Source organism: Mucilaginibacter sp. P5_A4, from assembly GCF_056400605.1.
In genome coordinates this window covers 136,251-158,667 of the sequence record NZ_JBFUKX010000007.1, presented here as the reverse complement: position 1 = coordinate 158,667, position 22,417 = coordinate 136,251, and the positions used below count along the sequence as shown (strand labels likewise).

The window sequence follows — 22,417 nt, the reverse complement described above, 5'->3', positions numbered from 1 at the left end:
GTGTTCCCAGATTGAGATAGTGTATCCTCTTGTTATAAGCCGGACTTTAGACTTATTTTTTAGGTTAACGAAAACGATGTCGTAAATAAATATGCCAAAAGCATCTGCACGGTGTCGTAATCGGGATATTTTTGATAGGTGCAGTAAAACATATTCCAATTATAGATCCTGCATACCTGGTAAAATATTTAATAAAAATGAAACGAAAGCTGTTCAATGATATGCCCTTCGTGTTTTTAATTGTATTAAATACAATCATTGACGTTGGTGGGTATAGCCCCGGCCTGTATCAATCATCTAAGAAGCTGTCTAAAAATAAAGAAACAGACCGTCATTGCGAGGAACGAAGCAATCCCCGACTATGCAGATCGGATTTGCAAAGCTACCCTGTAAGGTGGGGATTGCTTCGTGCCTCGCAATGACGCGTGGAGATGTGCTTCATTAGAAGTATAAAAATATTAATAAATCAAATTTAGACATCTAACATCAATAATTGAAGCTGATAAATGGTTTCTAATTAAAGGCCGTTAATTACTAACAAAAAAGTAAATGCTACTTACAAAAAGGTTAATATTCTTAACACTAATTTCCTGCATCGGGCTAACTCCAATCTGTTTTGGCCAGCAAAAGATCCGTTTAACCAATAACTGGGAATTTTTGAAAAAAGACCTGGGTGGAATATGGGAAGCCGTAAGGCCTGTAGGAGCCGGAAAACCCGAATCGCTGCCTATATGGACACCGGTATCCCTTCCACACTGCTTTAATGACCGCGACGCCGTTGACCCGGATGGAAATTATTACCAGGGCCCCGGCTGGTACCGCACCCGCCTAAATATAGATAACCCTTATCAAAACGGACGCACCTTGCTACACTTTGAAGGTGCAGGGCAAAAAACAGATGTGTATGTTTACGATATAAAAGTAGGTTCGCATTTGGGAGGCTATGATGAGTGGACAGTAGATATTACACAAGCTGTTGCCGACTTTAAAAAAACTGCCATTTTCACCAAACAATTTAAAGGGAAAATCCCTGTAGAAATTCGCTGCGATAACTCACGTAACCTGGAAACCATCCCCTCGCAATTATCTGATTTTAGTGTATACGGAGGATTATACCGGCATCTTAACCTGGTTTACCAGCCCGTTTTAAGCATCGATAAAATATTTGCCAGCGCCGTTGTTGATGCAAAAGCTGCAAACGGCTGGCTAAATACCAACTTAAGCTTTTACAACCCAACAGGTATAGGATCGGTCACCGGTGAATTGCTGGTTGAGGATGCCTTGGGCAAGGTAGTTGGGCGGAAAAAATATACAGCTGATAATTTACAGCAAGGTAATACCTGTTCCGTCGGGAAAATAAACATCAGTAAACCTCATTTATGGACCACCGATGCCCCTTATTTGTATACCATTGAGGTTACCTGCATTGCCGGGGGACAAACCTATAAACAAACAGACAAGGTTGGGTTTCGCAATTTCCTGTTTGCAGACCACGGACCTTTCTATCTTAACGGCAAGCGCCTGTTGCTTAGGGGAACCCACCGCCATGAAGACCATGCCGGTGTTGCCGCAGCCATGACAGATAGCATGATGCGCGAGGAAATGCAGCTGATAAAAGATATGGGTGCCAACTTTATTCGCCTGGGGCATTACCAGCAATCGCGTACCATTTTAAACCTGTGCGATAGTTTAGGTATTTTGGTTTGGGAAGAAGAGCCCTGGTGCCGTGGCGGTTTAGGCGGCGATGCTTATAAAGCGCAGGCCCACAGCATGCTTACCAATATGATACAGCAGCATTATAATCATCCTTCCATTATATTATGGGGCCTGGGTAACGAGAACGATTGGGACGGCGATTTCAAGGAATTTGACAAGCAAAAGATAAGGGCATTCATGAGCGAACAAAACAACCTGGCCCATCAGCTTGATCCATCCCGCAAAACTACGCTGCGCCGTTGCGATTTTTGTAAAGATATACCCGATGTATATTCCCCAACGATATGGGCCGGGTGGTACAGGGGATTTTATACCAGCTATAAAAAATTCACCCGGGATGAATTTGAAAAAGTGCCTCATTTTATCCATGCCGAATGGGGTGGCGATAGCCATGCAAACCGTCACTCAGAAGACCCTGACAGGGCCCTGGAAAAAATAATTACCGATACGGGCATTAATAAGCTTTTAGTTGATTCCACTTTATTTGGCGGCACTACACACATATCAGAAAACAGCGATTGGAGCGAAAGCTATATATGTAACCTGTTCGACTGGCATTTAAAGGAACAGGAAAATATGCCATGGTTAACCGGCTCCGCTTTTTGGACCTTCAAAGATTTCTCAACCCCCATCCGCCCGGAAAACCCTGTGCCTTATGTGAATCAAAAAGGGGTGGTTGAGCGCGATCTTACAAAAAAGGAATCATACTATGTAATTCAATCTTATTGGAGCACTAAACTAATGGCGCACATTTACGGGCACAGCTGGCCGGTAAGGTGGGGCGAACCCAATGAGGCCAAAATGATAAAAGTATACGCTAATGCCGATAAGGCCGAGTTGTTTGTAAACGGGAAAAGCTATGGCATTAAAAAACGCAATCCGCAAAATTTCCCGGCGGCGGGCTTAAGATGGATGGTTGTTTACAATAAAGGGAAAAACAATATTAAAGTTGTTGCCTATAAAGGAAAAGCCGTAGTAACTGATACCATAAGCCAGGATTATCAAACCGAAAAATGGGATAAACCGGCCAGGTTGCTGTTAACCAAAATAGCCGATAAAGATGGTGTGGCTACCGTACAGGCAACCCTGGTAGATAAAAATGGCATACTATGCCTTGATGCCGCAAACTGGATAAATTTTTCGCTGGCTGGCAAGGGCACATTACTTGATGACCTGGGTACATCCAAAGGCTCGCGTAAAGTGCAGGCTTATAACGGCAGGGCAATCATAAGTGTTAAACTGAATGCTGGTAGTTCTGTTATCGGTGTACAATCTGCCGGTTTACCCGCCCAATTTTTAAACCTGTAGCATAATGAATTATAAAATTATTTCTCCGTTATGCCTTATCACCTTATTGTTTTGCGGGTTTAAAACTGGTAACGATATTAAACAACAGGTTGAAAGCACCTTACGCCCATATGTTTTAAAAGAGGCAGCCTGGGCTATGCAGCAGCAGCCGGTAACCGTTACTGCACAAACCTGTGCCCGTAGTGCCGGGGCTAAACATGATTTTTATTCGGAAGGGGATTACTGGTGGCCCGACCCTAAAAATCCAAACCGCCCTTACATTCAAAAAGATGGCCTCACCAATCCCGATAATTTTGTAGCGCACCGTTTAGCTATGATTCGCTTTAGCCGTATTATAGGTGCGTTATCTTCGGCATATAAACTTACACATAATACAAAGTATATTAAGCAGGCTATTATCCATCTGCGGGCCTGGTTTATCAATCCCGAAACCTTAATGAACCCCAATTTGCAATATGCACAGGCATTAAAAGGTATCACTACCGGCAGGGGTATTGGTATTATTGATACCATCCAGCTAATGGAGGTGGTGCAGGGTTTAATGGTTATGGAGAATGATCCCGAAATGGATAAAATATTAGTAAAGGGTATACGCAACTGGTTTGCACAATACCTTACCTGGCTAACCACCAGCAAAAACGGGTTGGAAGAAAAGGCAGCGAAAAACAACCACGGTACCTGCTGGACCATGCAGGTTGCCTGCTTTGCCAGGTTTACACATGATACCGCTTTGATGGATACTTGCACTAACCGTTACAAAACTATTTTATTGCCCAACCAGATGGCTGCTGATGGCAGCTTGCCCCTGGAGCTAAAGCGAACCAAGCCCTTTGGTTATTCCATATTTGATTTGGATGCTTTGACAACGCTTTGCCAGGTATTATCCACGCCACAAAATAATTTATGGGAATATAAAACAACCGATGGCCGATCTGTAAAAATGGGTATAGCATATTTGTACCCTTACCTTGCCGACAAAAATAAATGGCCGTTTGCACATGATGTAATGTATTGGGAAAACTGGCCTGTAGCACAGCCATCACTTCTTTTTGGAGCCGTTGCCTATAATAATAAGGAATGGCTTAACACCTGGAAAAGCTTGGACCATGACCCTAAAGTAGAAGAAGTGATCAGGAATTTGCCGGTAAGGCATCCGCTGATATGGATTGATTAAATCATGATGAGAAGAAATTTAACTATAACCGGATGTTTGCTTACAGCATTATTAAGTACCGGCTTGGCTTTTGGCCAGGACAAAGGTGATGAGGATAAAACAATGGCAAACCAGGCGAAGAGCCGCGACAAAAAAGCTATTGACGATGCTCTAAGCGGCTGGTGGACAGCCAGCATGAAAACACATGATGCACGTGTAGCCTGGTGGCGCGATGCACGTTTCGGCATGTTTATTCACTGGGGGATCTATTCACTTCCGGGCGGCGAATGGAAGGGTAAAAGGGTGGATGGTTATGCCGAACACCTGATGCGTAAAGAGAAAATACCCCGTGCCGAATACCTGGAACTGGCCCACCAGTTTAACCCGGTAAAATTCGACGCGGATAAATGGGTAAAAGCAGCCAGGCAAGCCGGCATGCGTTATTTGATCATCACCGCCAAGCATCATGATGGTTTTGCCATATATAACTCTAAAGTATCTGATTTTAATGTGGTGAAACAAACCGCCTGGAAGCATGATCCCATTGCCGACCTTTCGGCAGCATGTAAAAAATACGGGATAAAATTCGGCTTTTATTATTCACATGCCTTTGACTGGGAACACCCGGATGCACCAGGTAACGATTGGGACTATAAAAATCCTGGCGGCGACCTGAACCTATATGGCGGACGTGACTGGTACGATCTTCATCCCGAATTGTTGCCTAAAGCAGTAAGGTATGTGGATGAAAAAGCTATACCACAGATTAAGGAATTGCTGAACCTGTATCACCCGGATATTTTATGGTTTGATACACCGCAGAAACTCCCGCTATCCGAAAATATCCGTATCCTGCAGGCAATCCGCGAAACAGATCCCAATGTTGTGGTGAACGGTAGGCTGGCCCGTAGTACTAACCTGAATATGGGCGATTACAAAAATACGTCCGATCGTCCTGCCGAGTTTTTTCCGGTTGATGGCGATTGGGAGGCTATCCCTACCACCAATGAATCATACGGTTATTCTAAATATGATAAGAGCCATAAACCCCTGGGCTTTTTTATACAGTTGCTGGCTAAATCGGCTTCGCGGGGTGGTAATTTACTAATGAATATTGGCCCCATGGGCGATGGTGAGTTTGCCCCGGAGGATGTAAATATTTTAAACGGACTGGCTAAATGGATGGATAAAAATTCGGAAAGTATTTATAGAACCACCAAAACACCTTTACCGTTTCAAAGTTGGGGTGTATCTACCCGCAAGGGCAATCTTTTATACCTGCATGTGTTCAATTGGCCTATAAACAAAAGTATTATAGTAGGAGGGATAAAAAGTGACATTAGCAAGGCGTATTTATTAGCAGATCCATCAAAGAAAGAATTATCATTTAAACGTATCGATTCGTTGGATGTACGTATAAGCGTCCCGTCGCAGGCACCCGATCAGGCAAATACCGTTATTGTTCTGGAAACAAAAGGCGCTATTCAAACAGATTCCATACGGTTACTATCCGGCAGCGGTGTTATAAACCGACTGCTGGCATTTGATGCCAAATTGATAGGCAAGGGTTTTGGTTTTGGCGATGGCAAAACCGGCAAATATTATGTGGAAGGATGGAGTAAAAAAGACCAGTTAATTAAATGGGATTTCAGGCTCATACAACCCGCTGCTTATAAAATTGTATTAAAATATTTGGCAGATAGCACTGATGCAGGGAGCTATCAAATTACAATAGGCAACCTGGTTAAAAAAGGGGAGGTATTATCATCTGTAAAAGAAGAAATTAAAACTATCGACCTCGGCGAGGTAAGCCTGACGCCCGGTGTACATACCCTGCAAATTACCCCGGTAGAGATAACAAAAAGCGCGTTAATGAAAATCCTCGAAATTCAATTAATACCCGTAAAAAGCGGTTTAAATTGATTTATGTATGTTTTTATATTTCTGATGAAATACATTTCCAAAAAGGGAAATGATGTTTTAAAAAGTTTGTCATCCTGAACGCAGTGAAGGATCTATTCGCAGACTGTACAGGGCGAAGAGGCATAGCGAATAATAGATGCTTCACTACGTTCAGCATGACAAAAGGCTTTTTTTTGCAAACATGTCATGAGTAGGAACGAAGCAATCGCATACTATACAGAGTGGACCTGCAAAGTTCGCGATTGCCGCGCTGCGCTCGCAATGACATGGTTGTTGTTTGGCTGCTGCTCACCCCTTCAATCACCAATTATAATTATTCAGCATGGTTTTTGCCCGCTTCGGTGTACTATCTCTAAGCACATTCCCTCAATTACTTACATTTGTAGTTATGTACCGTTTCTGATCGGGGGGATGACGATATTATCAAGGAAGAAGATCAAAGCTCATTTGCAGTAAGCATAAAATTGTTAAAAAATGAATATAGTAATCATTGAGGATGAAGGGGTAGTTGCAGATGAACTTGAGGTGAATATCAGGCAATTGGTAGATGAACCAGTGGATATTGTTCAGCTGAGATCAGTGAAGGAAGCTATTGCTTACTTCAAAAAAGCGGAAGCTCCCGACCTTATTTTCAGTGATATCCAGCTGGGCGACGGGTTGAGTTTTGAAATATTTGTAGCCGAACCTGTTTCCGTTCCTGTAATCTTTTGTACCGCTTATGACGAATATGCCTTAGACGCATTTAAAGCTAACGGAATAGACTACATATTGAAGCCTTTTACAATCCAGACCCTTGATCATGCGCTTCAAAAATACAGGCAGCTAAAAAAAATATTTTCGGCAGACCAGACACCACAATACGATGCATTGATGCAAATGCTGGCCAACCGCGAACCACAAACGGCTTCTTCGGTACTGGTTTATCACCAGGATAAGATCATCCCGGTTAAGCTGGAAGATATAGCCATGTTTTACCTGGCTAACGAGATCACACATTTGCTCACCTTTTCGGGCAAAACCTTTTACCCCAATAAAAACCTGGACGAGCTGGAAAAATTAAGCGGGAGCTACTTTTTCAGGGCTAACCGCCAGTTCCTGGTTTGCCGTAAAGCAATTACCGATGTGTCAAGCTTTTTCTCCCGAAAACTGTCCCTCAATCTTAATGTACCCTTTGGCGAAAAAGTGATCGTCAGTAAAGGTAAGGCACCTCAATTCCTCAACTGGTTAACAAAAGCCTGATGTGCTGATTGCATTTTATCCGTGTGCCCCTCCGCCTCAACTACGTGTGTGCAGAAGTAAGTATGCGCCGTTAGGTGCAACCTATTTGTAGTAATTTTGAACAAATGACAAGTTTGCTCCATAGGTGCAACCCCAAATAGCAAGGTATACGTTGCTGTTGGAGGGTAGCCTCTACGAGGCAAAGGTTAATGGGTATGTCTTTTCTACAAATAGGTAGCACCTAACGGTGCAGGCTGGATCTCCTTGCGTCTTTTAAAACACATAACACCGCTGGAGTTGGAAATGGTTGGTGAATCATTGACTCCGTAGGAGTCGCGTGTTTACCGGAAAACCCCAAAGCCTGGCTCCATAGGTGCCTCCTGCTTACAAGCGATTTTCCCGTTTAATCGCCCGTTTCAAAAGGCGAAGCAGGCAGTCCGTCCTTATTATATAAATTGGCCCCTTCGGGATTGTCAGCCCAGGCATAACGAACGTATGCCGGATGCGCAACGGTATCATTCCAAACAATCACTTCATCGCCTTTAATACTTACTTTGGCCCAAACATATTTTTTATCTGCGCCTGCTATTGCAAAATATGGCAACCCTTCTCCGTCTCTCAGTTCCAGGCCGCTACCTATATGGCTGAAGGTTAATATCATTTTACTGCCGTCTATTTTTACCGACTTGTAAATTGGGCCGGAGTATTCCGTTTTGTGACCTCGATAAGCAAAATGTTGCGCCGCCAATGCCAGGCGTTCGCCAATCACCTTCTTATTCAAAGGGTGGATATCGTTCCATTCGCCGGCATCAATGGTTACCACCATTGCTGTATTTGGCATTTGCAGAGCCTTCAATTGGCTCGATCTTAGCTCTGCCCAGTTACTTTCCGAAGGCAAATAATTTACTTCCATAAAATTGGGGAGTTGTACATATAAAAATGGCAAATTACCTTGTCCCCATTTGTTGCGCCAGTCGGCAATGAGTGCGGGCAATAGCTGTTGATATTCTTTGGGCTTATTCGTATTAGCTTCTCCCTGGTACCAAACCATACCTTTCAGGGTATAAGCAGTAGCTGGCGCCACCATTGTATTATACAGGCCTGTTGGCGAATTTTGCATAGCGCCAACATTAGCATTGTTATCCGCTGGTACATCTACCTGGCCTACGCAATATAGCCAGTCGCCTCTAAAATCGATATTTTGCCCGTTTGCAGTAATGTAGTAAGGTTTGTCGGGAACAAATCCTCCTTTACCAGCGGTATTTACCACTTTAACTACGATGATGTTTTTACCCGGTTTAAGTAAGCCGGCAGGGATTTCATACCTGCGTGGCGGGTATTGGTAAGTAGTTTTACCAACCAAAACACCATTAATATAGGTTTGATCAGCGTCTACAATCCGGCCCATAAAAATCTTGCCCGCCTGGCCCGCCATCGTTGCCGGCAAATCAATTTCCTTCCGGAACCATACCGTACCATTCAGGTTTTTAATGCCCTGGTCGGCCCAGTAACCCGGCAGCCAGAATTTATGCCAGAATTTAGGTTCGTAAGAAATATCGTACCATGTTTTCGGGCCGCTCAGTCCCTTGTCGGGCGTTGGTTGTTGTGTAGCAGTTGTAACCAGGGGATTACTAAAGTGTTTATTGGTATAGGCCGTATCCTTAAAGTTGTTGATGGCCTGTTGGCATTCGGGGAATTGCTTTAAGCCCGATTCGCTTATCCAGGCTTCTATAGGCGTACCGCCCACGCTCGCGTTAATAATGCCGATAGGTACGTGATATTTACGATACAGCTGTTGTGCAAAAAAATAGCTGACCGCACCAAAACCCAATACATTGGCAGGACTTGCCGCCATCCACTTACCCGGCGGCAGGTCGGCATGTTGCCGGGTAACATCAGCCAATGTGGGGATAAAGAAATTCCTGATTTGCGGAAAATTCGCTCCTGCAATTTCATCAGGATATTTTTCCTTTACACGTTCCATAGGTATTACCATATTGGATTGCCCGGAGCAAAACCATACATCACCTATTAATATGTTTTTAACCGTAATTGAATTTGCGCCGCTTATGTTCATTGTAAACGGACCACCGGCCGGCATAGCATCCATCACAATTAGCCATTTGCCTTCCGCGCTGGTATTTGTATGATATTTCTTTCCGGCAAAGCTAACGTGTACCCGTTCTCCGGGGGCAGCCCAACCCCATACATTAACTTTTACCTCCCGCTGCAGCACCATGTTGTCACTAATCAATACAGGGAGTTTAACGTTTGCGTATGCGGATGTAGCAAAGGTTATCAATAAGCTTCCAATGATATAGATTCGATAGGTAAATTTCATTTTTCTCTTGTAAGTGGCTGTTTAAAAATAGATAAATAGAGCGTCATTGCGAGGTGCCTGATAATGACATGATTGTAAGTTATTGATATCAATGCATATTTTACACATAAACCTCTTACCCGTCATTGCGAGGTACGAAGCAATCCCCAACTTACAGAGTAACTGTGCAAATCCGATCTGTATTTTGGGGATTGCTTCGTCGTACCTCCTCGCAATGACGATCACGAGGCGGTTGTGGTATTAGGGTATCAATGACATGGTTGTTGTAGAGTTCCATAATATCATAAATCCAAAACTTATTTATACAGCCAGCTAATTCATTATTTAATAGGAGTACAGTTTAACATGTTGTATGCCATATTCATTTACCGGTATACGTACATGCCTGCCCTGGTGATCCTGGTCGCCATTCATGCGGCGCTGATTAATCCATTGGCCATTTTTAAAAAAGCCTTCGTCAACACTTAGCAAGCCTGCCTTTTTTCCTTTCTCAACAGCCTCAAATGTCATAACAACACCGGTGCCCGCTATATAGTATTCATCCGGAGCTACAGCAATAATAATTACGCCCGTTTGCGGCCAGGTATCATTCTTTGATTCTGGCGACCAGCCCAATTTGTAATCATGTGTTACCTTTAAAATATAGTTTCCCAAAGTGAGCTGCTGCACTGCATCACCTTTGTCAATAAGACAACCTTTAACCGCTGCTAAAGGCTGGTATTTTGTAATCAGCGGCGTAAGCTGTTTTAAGATCCCATATGTTTTTGCGATCGGTTCTTTTTCGGGGTTTTCTGTTGATTCGATGGAAAACGGGGAAAAGCTAAGGCAATTGTAATTGCCAAAGGCGAAAAATGCCTTGGCATCCACACCCGGTTCAAATTTTATCTCGGGAATAAACAATGGGTTTGGGATCCTGGTATATAAATCGCACCAGAGTTTAAAATCGGGATTATAAAAATCAGGCGCCAATAGGTCTATCTCCGGTGCGCCCGCTTTCCAAATATCCATAACATGCGGCAATGGGCCTGCACTTGGATAATCTCCCGGTTTCACTCCCGGTCTGTTCAAGGCGGCATTCAGGTACAAAGGCAGGTTGTATACCTTTTTTCCGGCTATGGCAATTTCGTTCACAAAATCTGCAAACTGCCAGGCCATAAAAATTTCGTCTGCAGCCAGGCTTTGGCCAAATACTTTTGTCCAGTTTCCTGATGTTTGGCTGCCGTTGGCCTCCCATATCGTTTTTAGTTCGGGCAGTAATGTAGCCTGGTTATTTTTAAGGTAGGAGAGAAGCTTATCCGGCACAGCGCTTTCAAAGGCCTTATTGGCTTCCGTATCAAAGTTACGGGCATCGGGCAGCATACCAATTTCGTTTTCTACCTGTATCATAATCACCGTGTGATCTTTACCATCAATCTCTTTTAAGTGCTGCATCAGCCGCACATATGCCCGTTTATCGGCTTCAAGGTTGTTTTTACTCAGCGGACTCAATATTTCCTGCGGATTGCCCGAACGATCCACAATACGCGGAAACCTGGCAGGATTGGTTTTTACCCATGCAGGCACATAGCACGACATGCTGTTTTTCCAGGTTCCGAACCATAATAATACCAGTTTCAGGTTATTCAGGCGCGCATTTTTGATCAGATCATCCACCAGCGAAAAATTGAATTTTCCTTCTGTTGGCTCCAATAGTTCCCAATAAACAGGCGCTATCACCGTATTGAGTTGCATGGCTTTCAGCTTAGGCCAAACCGGTTTCATGTATTCGCTGCTGGATGCGCTGGAATTGCCGAGCTCGCCTCCCAGCACTAAAAAGGGTTGACCATCAACAATGAATTGAAAATTATTGCCCGATTTAACAATCCGGGGCATCGTATTTCCGGCTGCCTGCTGTGTATTGGCATGAGTTGCATATAACCCGAATAGAAAAAATAAAGCGAGTATGTTTTTCATAGTATAGTACTAAAAATTTAAAAGCCTGCTTATGTAGAAAGAATGGCTGCCGTTGCTATGCAGCCATTCAAACGATGAATCATAAAAAGGTGTTGCACTATTCCCGGTAATTAAAATTACATGTAATATTATTGTGCCTTTAATGCTGCTACCATGGCGCCGTAAGCCGGTTTCTTTTTGCCGTTGTTATCAAATAACAAAGGTGCATCATTTAACTTTTGCTGGGTTACTATCCAGCTGTTTTTATCCATTTGCCCCCAAATAGTTATTCCGTAACGCTGGGCTGCGGGTACATTTTTAATGTAAGATTGTACAATATACTTATACATACTGGCTTGAAGAGCATACAGCGTAGGCGAGGAAGCCGGATCAATTACCCTGTTGCTTGGGTTGAGTTTAACATCCAGCTCCGAAACGCGTATTTTCAACCCGGTAGCGGCCAGCTTTTTAAACATATTATCAATATCGTTATAGGAGGTACTTGTGCTGCTGTGCATTTGTGTGCCAATGCCATGGATAGGCACACCTGCCGCTTTTAACTCTCCCACAAGCTTAACCAAACTATCCACCTTAGCCGATCCGGATTCAAGATTATAATCATTGATAAACAACAGGGCTGTTGGGTCGGCCTGGCTGGCGTAGGTAAAGGCTTTGGCAATATAACCGCGACCTAAATACTGGCCCCAGTAAAACGTATCTGAAGCATCGGTCCCAGCAACATACGGACCTGCCCTTAAATTGCCGTCGTCTTTAACAGGTTCGTTCACTACATCCCAGGCGTGTACCTTGGTTTTAAAGTGATTTACCATACCACTTGTAAATGTTTGCAGAGCCGCGTCTATTTTGGCAGCAACGGTTGCAGCAGGCAGTGGTGTGGATAAGCTGGCATCGGTAACGGTGATGTCGTCAATAAAATAGGTATTGGCCTTTAAACCGATATCAATCAGCAGGCGTGTTTGCGCATCTTTGGCAACGAACGACCAGGTAACCTGGCTCCAGGTAGTATTAGTAGTTTGATCGCCCTGGTATTGCGCTGTAGGCTGAGTTGATAACCGAAACGAACCGCCTGCACTGGCCGACCGTACGTACATGGAAACATTGTAGGTAGTGCCAACGGTAATGTTCATCAAATCGCTGGCTAACTGTACTTTGTATTGTGCGCCGGGGTTATCGGTAGCGTTAACTACCTTTAAGGCGCGTGCGCCGCCATGTATCTCGGCAGCTACCTTGGTTTCACCAAACGAGGTGCCGCCGTTGTAGGCGCTCCAGTTGGTAAAGTTGCTGCCGCTCCCTGATTCAAAATCGCCGTTCGATAATAAATTGGGTACGGTATTACCGGCAGAGCCAGGTATCAGCGAGCGCAGATACGTGCCGTTTTGGTTTTGATGCCAGGCCAGCGTATGCCCGTAAACCTGTAAACCGGCGGCATTAACATTATCAACTAAAGCATCGGCCCGGGTAAAATCCAATGTGCCGTCATTTTTAACAATGGCGCCATGCTTCATGGTATAACCAAAGGTTACGGTGCTGGCCTCGCGGGTAACTATGCCACGGTCGCCATAAGTATTGGCAATAAAATCATAATCAATGGCCATACCAATAGTAGTAGCCGATATCGATTTTAGCGGACCGACCGTATCGGTATAGCGGTTTGATAGTGTACTGTTTGCTCCGTTATAAAATTCCTTTTTACAGGATAATGTACTAATAGCAGCAAGTAACATTAAACTCAATATAAATGATTTAATTTTCATTTTTTGTGTATTTAAATAACATAAAACTCAATATAAATGACATGTTTTTCATGTTTTGTGCCTTTTAAACGATTGACTAATAATAACCCGGGTTTTGATATTTATTCCTGTTCGGGTCGCCGGCCGGGTCAACTACGCTGTTGATCTGGCTCTGTGGGATAGGTCGAAGGTTATTGAATGCCGCAACTTTAGCCGCCCCATCGGGATTGTAGCGTTGAATACGATCAACCAGTTTATTCCTCATAGCCAGGTCGGGCCAGCGGATACATTCGCCGCAAAGTTCGCGGGTACGTTCATCCAATATAAAATCAAGATTGATTTGCGACAGGGTAACCTGGTTAGCAGCCACTCTCGCGGCAAGGTCGGTAGCAGTCAATCCCGGGCGATAAGCGGCACGGGTACGTAAAGCATTAATCAGGGTAACTGCATCGGCGGGATGCCCGTCCTGCATAGCAGCCTCAGCAGCAGTTAAATAAGTTTCAGATAATTTTGATACGATGAACGGTCGACCAGAAACATCCTGGAAGTTGGCGCGTACGCTATCATCATATTTTTTCAGGTTGGGAAACTGAAAACTTGGTTTGGTTTGATTGTTCCACCATTTGGTTGGGCCTTCAACCAGGTATTTTTTACCGGCTGCAGTTAACTGGGCGGCCCGGGCATCGGTTGGTGGCAGGTATATGGCAGTATCGCCTAATTTAAAGCCCACAGTTGCCAGTTTTGCTATAAAAGCCTGCAAATCGGCACCTGTGCGAATGGTTGCCACACGCCACATTACGCGGAAGGTATTATCATAACGGCTATCATTAAACTTATCTGCAAATGCCACATTGTTAACGTAAAGAGTTGGCGCAAGTTGCCGCAAAGGACGTCCGTATTGTAAGGGGCGGTCGTCAATTAAGGTTACGCCTCCAACAGATGCCACGTTTTGATATAAGCAGTTAAACATATTGTTGGCAATGTTTACCTTGTTGGCAAAGTCGGTGCTTGGCGAAAGGTCCTCATTGGCCGAGTTGTTTAGCGGCAAACGCTCAACAGAGTACAGGATCTCCTTATTATAATCATTACCTTGTTTGTGTACCTGGCCATAGTCCTGCAGCAGATCAGCGCCATATTTTGATTTATTGTTGATGAGTTCCATTGCCGTGGCATAAGCCATGTTAAAGTCTGATGACTGCTTAACTGCCGAGTAGCCCCTAAACAGGTATACCTTGGCTAATAAATGCAACGCTGCGGCCTGCGACAGTTTAAAGGCCCCGGCGGGGCGGGTTACCGGCAAATTTTGTGTGGCAAAGGTCAGGTCATCAACCATGGCTTTGTAATCTTTAACCAGGATATCATTAAATGGCAGGCGGTTAAAGCCATAATAAGGCACATCAGTAAACTGCAAATCCCCTGAACCTAAATCTACGGGTACAGCCCCAAAATTTTCCACAAGCATCAAGTATAGGTGGGCTCTTAAATAATGCGCTTCGGCCATAATAACATTTCTTGAAGCATCGCTCATATTAACACCGGGGGCAAATTTTAGTATAGCATTACAAAGATTAATACCGTTGAAATTTCTATTCCACGGAGTTAATATCGCCCCGTTGGTTGATGGTATCTGGTAGCTGCCAAGCTCCAGGAACTGGCCCGAACCGGCTACCTGGTCGCCATAGGTAAATTCATCCGTGCCTACGTTGCCTAATGCCATTGCACCAATAGGACCAAAGTCATAGCGCATATTGGCATAAACCGCGTTTACAGCAGACTGAAGGCCATCGGCAGTTTTATAATAATCGGTTGTGAAAGCTGTATAAGGATGTTCTTCCAGGGACTTTTTACAGCTGCTTCCCGCTGTTGCGACCAAAAGCAGCAGCGTAATCTGTATAATATATCTTGGTTTCATAATTTAAAAAATTGATGTTTATAATGTGATATTGATACCTGCAATAAATGACTTAGTTGAAGGTGTAGCTACCCCAATAGTTAATGCCCGGCTTGATATGTTACCGGGGTCCTGAACACCCTGATTACCTGTACCTGTAGCTTCGGGATCTATACCGCCTGCACGTACGTAAGGCGAGAACAGTATAAATGGATTTTGCGATGATACATATACACGCAGGTTTCGCATACCTATCTTTTTAGCCCATTCTTTATGCAGGTTATAGCCAAAAGTTATGGTCCTTACTTTTAAAAAGCTGGCATCAAAATAACCCAGGGTGCTACCCGCATCGCTGGTTAATGCCGATGAAATCTGTCCGCCGGAAACATTTGGTGACGGGTAGAAATTCGTTGGATTATTAGGGGTCCAGTAATCAACAGCTACCTGGTTGCGGCGACCGTCATTTATAGTGGTGTAGCCCGCCAATGGCTGGTATACCTGGCTAATGAGGGTGCCGCCAAGCCGGCCATATAATACAAATGAAAAATCAAAATCTTTATAAGTGAACCGGTTTGTTAATCCACCTTGTATTTTGGCTTGCGCGCTGCCTATTACATATTTATCGTCTACGGTTAGTTTACCATCGCCGTTATGATCCTCCAGTTTTATCTGGCCTGGTACAAAACCATATTTGGCAGCCTCTGCGGCTTCACTTAATTGCCAGATACCCAATTTTTTGTAATCATAAATAGCACTTAATGGCTGGCCCACAAATAACTGGCTGCTTATTACCTGCGTTACACTTCCGTTTAAGGCTACGAGTTTGTTACGATTAAAATAAAAGTTCAGGTCGGTCCCCCAGGAAAATCCACCGTTGGATATTATATTTTGACTGGAGATGCTAAACTCCATACCCTTGTTGGTTACATTACCCACGTTGGTTAAATAAGGGTCGGTTATGCCGGATGTAGGGGGCAATGCAACGCCATATAATAATTTAGTGGTTTTGGCGGTATAGTATTCCGCGCTGCCCGATATGCGGTTATTAAACAAACCAAAATCAAGGCCAACATTCGTGGTTCGGGTATATTCCCAATCCAGGTTAGGGTCAACAATGCGGCTAACATAGTAGCCGTTAACAATGGTGGAGCCATAGTTATAGCGAACCTGCGGACTACCCGGCAGACTTGTATTTACTGCCGACAGACCACCTAATGTGCTATATGCAGCAATACCCTGGTTGGCAGTGATCCCAAAACCGGCGCGCAGTTTTAAATTTGAAATTACCGGAACACGCTGCATGAATTTTTCATTGCTAACTACCCACCCGGCAGATACCGCGGGATATGATTTGTATTTGTTCCCTTCACCTAACCTTGACGAACCATCACGGCGGCCGGTAAGCGTGATCATATATTTATCATCATATATATAATTGGCACGAAGCATCATTGCTACCAGCGAGGATTTTGCTTCACCACCGCCCAGAATAGGGGCCGGGCTAACTGATGACTGTCCAAGGTTGTAGAACTGTACAAAATCTGCAGTGATAGAATCCTTCCGTACCGAAGTATTATGTGATTGCTCCTGCTCAAAACCAAATAACGCGGTAACGCTTATCCGGTGTTTTTGGGCAAATGTTTTATCATAGCTAAGCAGGTTATCCAAACTGTATTTGGTAAGTGTACTATTATTAACGCTGGCGGTATTGTATGTGCCCGGCCGGAAGTAGCTATCGGTTCCCTGGAACTGCGCACCTTCTTCCTGCTGAAAATCCAGGCCGGCATTTAACCTGTATTTTAAACCATCGATAATCCTTACCTCGCCATATAAGCTATTGAAAGTATGGAAGCGCCTAACCCTGTCAACAGATGCTTTTGGGTTGGCACGCAACAACAGCGGGCTGTAAGTATTGTTGTAATCATCTGTATTACCTGCGGGTTTGATATTGATAGAACCATCGGGATTATAGGGAGAAGATAACGGGCTAAGCGTTAATAAAGGGAAGACGCTTGCAGGTGATTGGCTGCCATGCGTAATATTATAGTTTGACAGGTTGTTAAACCCGGCTTTTACATTTTTGCTGATAGTAAAATCGGCGGTGATTTTTATTGTACCCCTGGTAAAGTCCTGGCCGGGTAAAACGGTAGTTTGTTTAAACAGGCCACCACCTGCCGAGATCTGGCTTTTTTCGCCGCCACCGGAGATAGTGAGGTTATGGTCGGTGATGTAACCATTCTTGTAAACCAGGTCCTGCCAGTCGGTATTACGGCCTGTTGCCACGCCTTGCAATTCATCAGCGCTATACCCTTGCGTGTATATAGAAAGATCGCGCAGGGCCCGGTACTGATCAGCATCATATACTTTGTATTTAGATGTTACGCTGCTGATACCGTAATAGCTATTTAAAGTTACTTTGGTATCGCCTGTAGCGCCTCTTTTTGTAGTCACTAAAATTACGCCATTGGCACCACGTGATCCGTAAATAGCGGTGGCAGAGGCGTCTTTTAATATGTCGACGGAAGCAATATCATCAGGATTGATGTCATTTAAGTTGCCGCTGTAAGGAATCCCGTCCAAAACAAAAAGCGGATCATTACCGGCCTGGATAGAGCGTTCACCGCGTATCCTGATCTGGGCGCTTGCACCCGGCCTGGTACCTGTAGCCTGTACCTCCACGCCGGCTGCCCGGCCCTGCAAGGCTTGCTGTATGTTAGCCACCGGAACTTCCCTCAGCGTATTACCACTAACGGAAACCACCGAACCTGTAACATCCTTTCGTCGCTGCGTGCCATAACCAATAACAACCACCTCATTGAGGTTTTTTGCATCTGGAGTAAGGCTAACCGTATAATTACTCACACCGGGTTTAAGACTGATCTCCTGGGTGGGGTACCCTATAAAAGAAACCAATATAGCGGTTTCATTGGTTTGTACACCAATAGAAAACAACCCGTTGGCATCTGTTACAGTTGCAGATGTGCCAACCTTGGTCTTGATTGTTGCTCCTGGCAATGGCTGGCCTTTCTCATCATTGACCGTGCCGGTAATTTTGTTGTTTTGCGCCCATAAAATCGCCGGATACATCAGCAATCCCGAGACGATAAACACTTTAAGCAAATGCCTTAGTTTGATTTTCTTCATAATCGTTTGGTTGTAATGGATAATTGGATGAATACTTTGAAAAGTATAATACAAATATTACAAATTATTGCAATCGATTGCACAAACTTAGAATTTTTATTATATTGATAGACTATGACTTAATTTGGTTTGTAAATTTCAATACAATAAATAATAGCTTGAATTTATTGCAATAATAAGGAGCATTTTTAGCAGGTTTATTTTAAATAAAGCAATCGATTGCACGAATTGTGTCGTGTTGATTTGGAAATTATGAGTGTAACTGCTTGGATGCTATTTGCAGATCTTACTATTTAAGCATTTATAATACATTGTATTTAATGGAAACAGCCCCGTGCAATAGCTGTGCTTAAGCGAAAGATTTAGGATGAACTTATTTATGAATTATCGATCGGGATGAGGCGGCGCGGAAAGCAGACAATAATTTTATCGGTGAGCCATGATTGTTGGGTAGAATGTATAACATTTGATGTCGGTCTATGAAAAGGTATTGCAATAGGGTCCGAAAGGAGTCATTAAGTAGTTGATAAGGTTAAAACAGTGCGAATACAGAAAACGATGTGACAGAAATAACCGTAATGAATAACCCATAAGTTTGCCTCTTGATAATCGCTCTTTTTCGTCTCTGTTGCGGTGTTGTTGCGATTTATAAATTATGACAATCTGTAATTTATTGATTATTAGATAGATGTTGTTTTTTACTGTTTCACCTGTTGCGAACGCAACAGCACAACAGCTTGGATATATAAAAATGGATACATACAGTAGCGCCCGGGAAAAAATCTTTCGAACACTGAAGTGAGGAAAGCCGTAACCTTAAAAACCGATGGAGTTACCGCCATCAACCTGGAGCACTACACCTGTTACATATTTTGCGCTATCGGTGGCCAGGTAATAAACGGCATCAGCCACATCGGCCGGATCTCCTAATTTGCCCATTGGTGTACGGCCTAATACCTTTTGTTTCCTGTCGGGGTCGTTATCCAATGCCTTTGCCGACATATCTGTTGCGATAAACCCTGGAGCCACGCAGTTGATACGAATGCCCTGCGGTGAAAGTTCGGTAGCCATGGCCCTTGTCATGCCTTCAATGGCTGTTTTTGAAGCTGTATAGGCTATCACATAGGGTATGCCATATTGAGCAGCCATTGAGCTGATGTTCACAATGCTCCCCCCCCCGGCAACAAGCATCACTTTAACAACCTCCCGGCTCATTGCAAATATCGAAATAAGGTTAGTTTGTATTATTTGCTGAAATTCCTCGTCACTAACATCAGTAAAAGATTTTTTGAGGTTGATGCCAGCGTTATTTACTAATATATCGGGTGTGCCAAATTCTTGTTCAATTTCTGAAATTAATTGGGGGATACCCGAGGTTACGCCCAGGTCATATTGCTTATAGCTGCAAAGCCCGCCAAATTGTTTCACAGCATCGGCCAGCTTTTGTTCATCGCGGCCAATAATAATGGTGCGGATATTATTTTCAATGAATTTTTTAGTGGTTGCGAGCCCCAGGCCCGAAGCGCCGCCTGTAACTATGGCAAGTTTTGTTTTCGGTGTTATCATTTAATATAGTTCATGTGGGCTAATTATAATTTCTTCCTGAGGGAAGATTGGCGCACGATCAGTTCCGACCTTAAAATAAGGCTATGGGTTTGTTGTAGGTCGTGTTTATTCACCAGGTGGTTAATCAGCATGTTAGCGGCAGCCTCGCCCATTTCGTATCCCCTATAGTTAACAGTTGTTAAATTGGGTTCAATTACGCAACATAAAGGGTCATTATTAAAACCAGCTACAGCTATATCTTCCGGGATTTTTATTCCGGCCTTTTTAAGTACCTGTATGCAACTTACGGCACAAACGTCATTAACGGCGAATATTCCATCGGGCAGGGGATTCATCTCCAGTATTGCTTCGGCAGCGGCAACCGATTCCCTGGCGGTCAGGTCGTTAATTATCAGTAGCTGATCCTCAAATTCAATATGATGTTTTTCAAGTGCAGCTTTGTAGCCCCTCAGTCTTTCCGAATAAACATTGCGCAACTGGTTGCCGGTAATATGCACTATTCTTTTACAGCCCTGTTCAATGAGGTGGTTGGTGATTTCATAGGCGGCCCTAAAGTTATCAATATAGATCTGCGGGTAGTGACCGTGCTCGAAGATTCTGTCGAAAAAGATAACCGGGATATTGCGTTTTATAAATGGCTCAAAGTGTTCAATATTTGTAGTATCATAAGCTAAAGAAACCAATAGGCCGTCTACACGGTTATTGAGCATAGCCCCGGCATTGTTAGCTTCTTTCTTCATTGTCTCCAACGATTGGCTGATAATGAGGTTGTAATTATTGTCATTCACTACCTTTTCAATGCCGGCAATTACATCGGCCATGAAGCTGCTGTTTAGCCTTGGTACAATAACCCCGATTATATTGCTGTTCTTTTTCCTTAAATTACTGGCGAAAGAATTGGAGCGATAACCCATTTCTTCGGCTGCTTTGATAATCATCCTTTTGGTATTTTTATTAACCCGTGGATGATCTTTAAGCGCCCTGCTAACTGTTGCTGCCGAAACTTTAAGTTTTTCGGCTATGTCGTATATTGTGAGCTCTTTTTTACTGTCAGGCATAAAATTTAATTAATACGCTTAAATAGCAACGGCGTTACCATAATGTACCACTATAAAAACGATTAACGGCTAAAAGTAAAAATTAATTACCGATTTACCTATTTTTTGGCAACCGATTGCATAACTTTATTTCTCAATTTTATTTAAGATATGATACATGATTTAGAGCAGACTTTCAGGTGGTTTGGGCCTGATGATCCGGTTACATTGGCAGCCATTAAACAAACCGGCGCTTCAGGAATAGTGACGGCCCTTCATCATATTCCATGCGGCGATGTATGGAGTATCGACAGCATAAGGCAGCGGCATGCTATTATCCATGAAGCTGGTTTTAAATGGCTGGTTGTGGAGAGCGTGAATATTCATGAAAGTATAAAAACAGGTACACCCGAACGGGATTTTTACATAGACAATTACATTAAAACCCTCGAAAATTTAGCCGCAGAAGGGGTTTATATCGTGTGCTATAACTTTATGCCGGTGTTAGACTGGACACGAACCCATCTCGATTACAGGTTGAGTAACGGCGCCTCGGCTTTGCTTTATAACGCAACCGCCCTGGCCGCCTTTGACTTGTATATTTTACAGCGGGAAAATGCATACGATGAATTTTCCATCGAACAGCAGAATGCCGCTAAAATATATTTAGATAGTTTAAGCGAGCAGGATAAAGCTCTTTTAACCAATACCATATTAGCTGGCTTGCCTGGCACCGATGAGGTTTTTACAGTTGATGAATTTAAGCAGCATCTGCATAAATATAGTGGAATTGACTCCATAGCGCTGAAAGAAAACCTTTTCTACTTTTTGCGGGCAATAATCCCGATTGCCGAAAAACTGGGTATAAAAATGTGCATTCACCCGGATGATCCGCCATTCCCGATATTGGGTTTGCCACGTATAGCCTCATCACTGCCGGATTTAACCGATATTGTAAATTGCTTCCCTTCAATTGCCAACGGTGTAACACTTTGTACAGGTTCATTGGGTGCTTCGGTTAAAAATGATATTCCGCTTATTATTTCACAGTTGGGCGGTCATATTCATTTCCTGCACCTGCGTAATGTAGCACGCCAGTACGATGGTAGCTTTTATGAGGCTGATCATTTGAACGGCAGCGTTGATATGTATGAAGTAATGAAAGCCATTATTAATGAGCAAATAAACAGGGGAAATATGGGTAGGGATGATGTTGCAATTCCGATGAGGCCCGATCATGGGCATAAATTGCTTGATGATTTTAACTACAATAACTATCCGGGTTACTCAGTAATTGGAAGGCTAAAGGGGCTTGCCGAACTTCGCGGACTGGAAATGGGTATTAAAAGAGCGATGGCAGAAAAATAGTGCTCTTATATATCTATAAACAATTGGTTTTAAATTGCTAATATAAAAAAAGGTCATATATTTGCA

At 43.6% G+C, this 22,417-nt stretch carries 12 protein-coding genes; 5 read left to right on the top strand and 7 right to left on the bottom strand.

Annotated elements, in window-relative coordinates; all coding sequences use genetic code 11:
- Positions 1-549 precede the first annotated feature (549 nt).
- The 4 genes from AC1DQW_RS07050 (at position 550) to AC1DQW_RS07035 (ending at position 7,339) form a co-directional block, all read left to right on the top strand.
- On the top strand, positions 550-3,024 hold the full coding sequence (locus AC1DQW_RS07050; protein ID WP_477453446.1) for a glycoside hydrolase family 2 TIM barrel-domain containing protein: 2,475 nt from the start codon (positions 550-552) through the stop codon (positions 3,022-3,024).
- A gap of 4 nt (positions 3,025-3,028) precedes the next feature.
- A complete protein-coding gene (locus AC1DQW_RS07045; RefSeq protein WP_477453445.1) occupies positions 3,029-4,198 on the top strand; it encodes an alginate lyase family protein in 1,170 nt (389 codons plus the stop codon).
- 3 nt (positions 4,199-4,201) lie between these two features.
- Positions 4,202-6,100 (top strand): alpha-L-fucosidase, encoded by a 1,899-nt coding sequence (locus tag AC1DQW_RS07040; protein ID WP_477453444.1) that lies wholly within the window; start codon positions 4,202-4,204, stop codon positions 6,098-6,100.
- A 474-nt stretch (positions 6,101-6,574) separates the two neighbouring features.
- A complete protein-coding gene (locus AC1DQW_RS07035) occupies positions 6,575-7,339 on the top strand; it encodes a LytR/AlgR family response regulator transcription factor (protein ID WP_477453443.1) in 765 nt (254 codons plus the stop codon).
- A 382-nt stretch (positions 7,340-7,721) separates the two neighbouring features.
- Here the strand turns inward: AC1DQW_RS07035 and AC1DQW_RS07030 are convergent, their stop codons facing one another.
- The 7 genes from AC1DQW_RS07030 to AC1DQW_RS07000 form a co-directional block, all read right to left on the bottom strand.
- Positions 7,722-9,659 (bottom strand): sialate O-acetylesterase, encoded by a 1,938-nt coding sequence (locus tag AC1DQW_RS07030; protein WP_477453442.1) that lies wholly within the window; start codon positions 9,657-9,659, stop codon positions 7,722-7,724.
- Between the two features lie 324 nt (positions 9,660-9,983).
- Complete coding sequence (locus AC1DQW_RS07025; RefSeq protein ID WP_477453441.1) at positions 9,984-11,612, bottom strand: GH35 family beta-galactosidase; 1,629 nt, start codon at positions 11,610-11,612, stop codon at positions 9,984-9,986.
- Between the two features lie 128 nt (positions 11,613-11,740).
- Positions 11,741-13,366 carry an endo-1,4-beta-xylanase gene (locus tag AC1DQW_RS07020; protein ID WP_477453440.1) on the bottom strand — a complete coding sequence of 542 codons (1,626 nt, stop codon included), beginning with the start codon at positions 13,364-13,366 and terminating at the stop codon, positions 11,741-11,743.
- Positions 13,367-13,442: 76 nt separating this feature from the next.
- Complete coding sequence (locus tag AC1DQW_RS07015; RefSeq protein WP_477453439.1) at positions 13,443-15,257, bottom strand: RagB/SusD family nutrient uptake outer membrane protein; 1,815 nt, start codon at positions 15,255-15,257, stop codon at positions 13,443-13,445.
- A gap of 18 nt (positions 15,258-15,275) precedes the next feature.
- Entirely contained in the window at positions 15,276-18,380 is a 3,105-nt protein-coding gene (locus AC1DQW_RS07010; RefSeq protein ID WP_477453438.1) for a SusC/RagA family TonB-linked outer membrane protein, read from the bottom strand.
- A gap of 816 nt (positions 18,381-19,196) precedes the next feature.
- Entirely contained in the window at positions 19,197-19,946 is a 750-nt protein-coding gene (locus tag AC1DQW_RS07005; RefSeq protein ID WP_477453437.1) for an SDR family NAD(P)-dependent oxidoreductase, read from the bottom strand.
- Positions 19,947-19,969: 23 nt separating this feature from the next.
- Positions 19,970-21,004 carry a LacI family DNA-binding transcriptional regulator gene (locus tag AC1DQW_RS07000; protein WP_477453436.1) on the bottom strand — a complete coding sequence of 345 codons (1,035 nt, stop codon included), beginning with the start codon at positions 21,002-21,004 and terminating at the stop codon, positions 19,970-19,972.
- A 150-nt stretch (positions 21,005-21,154) separates the two neighbouring features.
- On the opposite strand from AC1DQW_RS07000, the gene uxuA reads away from it, so the two are divergent.
- Positions 21,155-22,351, top strand: a complete 1,197-nt coding sequence (gene uxuA, locus AC1DQW_RS06995; protein ID WP_477453435.1) for a mannonate dehydratase — start codon at positions 21,155-21,157, stop codon at positions 22,349-22,351.
- Positions 22,352-22,417 lie beyond the last annotated feature (66 nt).

Excerpts from the sequence above, each read along its gene's own strand:
- AC1DQW_RS07050 (WP_477453446.1), top strand. The coding sequence starts at position 550 with ATGCTACTTACAAAAAGGTTAATATTCTTAACACTAATTTCCTGCATC.
- AC1DQW_RS07045 (WP_477453445.1), top strand. The coding sequence starts at position 3,029 with ATGAATTATAAAATTATTTCTCCGTTATGCCTTATCACCTTATTGTTT.
- AC1DQW_RS07040 (WP_477453444.1), top strand. The coding sequence starts at position 4,202 with ATGATGAGAAGAAATTTAACTATAACCGGATGTTTGCTTACAGCATTA.
- AC1DQW_RS07035 (WP_477453443.1), top strand. The coding sequence starts at position 6,575 with ATGAATATAGTAATCATTGAGGATGAAGGGGTAGTTGCAGATGAACTT.
- AC1DQW_RS07030 (WP_477453442.1), bottom strand. The coding sequence starts at position 9,659 with ATGAAATTTACCTATCGAATCTATATCATTGGAAGCTTATTGATAACC.
- AC1DQW_RS07025 (WP_477453441.1), bottom strand. The coding sequence starts at position 11,612 with ATGAAAAACATACTCGCTTTATTTTTTCTATTCGGGTTATATGCAACT.
- AC1DQW_RS07020 (WP_477453440.1), bottom strand. The coding sequence starts at position 13,366 with ATGAAAATTAAATCATTTATATTGAGTTTAATGTTACTTGCTGCTATT.
- AC1DQW_RS07015 (WP_477453439.1), bottom strand. The coding sequence starts at position 15,257 with ATGAAACCAAGATATATTATACAGATTACGCTGCTGCTTTTGGTCGCA.
- AC1DQW_RS07010 (WP_477453438.1), bottom strand. The coding sequence starts at position 18,380 with ATGAAGAAAATCAAACTAAGGCATTTGCTTAAAGTGTTTATCGTCTCG.
- AC1DQW_RS07005 (WP_477453437.1), bottom strand. The coding sequence starts at position 19,946 with ATGATAACACCGAAAACAAAACTTGCCATAGTTACAGGCGGCGCTTCG.
- AC1DQW_RS07000 (WP_477453436.1), bottom strand. The coding sequence starts at position 21,004 with ATGCCTGACAGTAAAAAAGAGCTCACAATATACGACATAGCCGAAAAA.
- uxuA (WP_477453435.1), top strand. The coding sequence starts at position 21,155 with ATGATACATGATTTAGAGCAGACTTTCAGGTGGTTTGGGCCTGATGAT.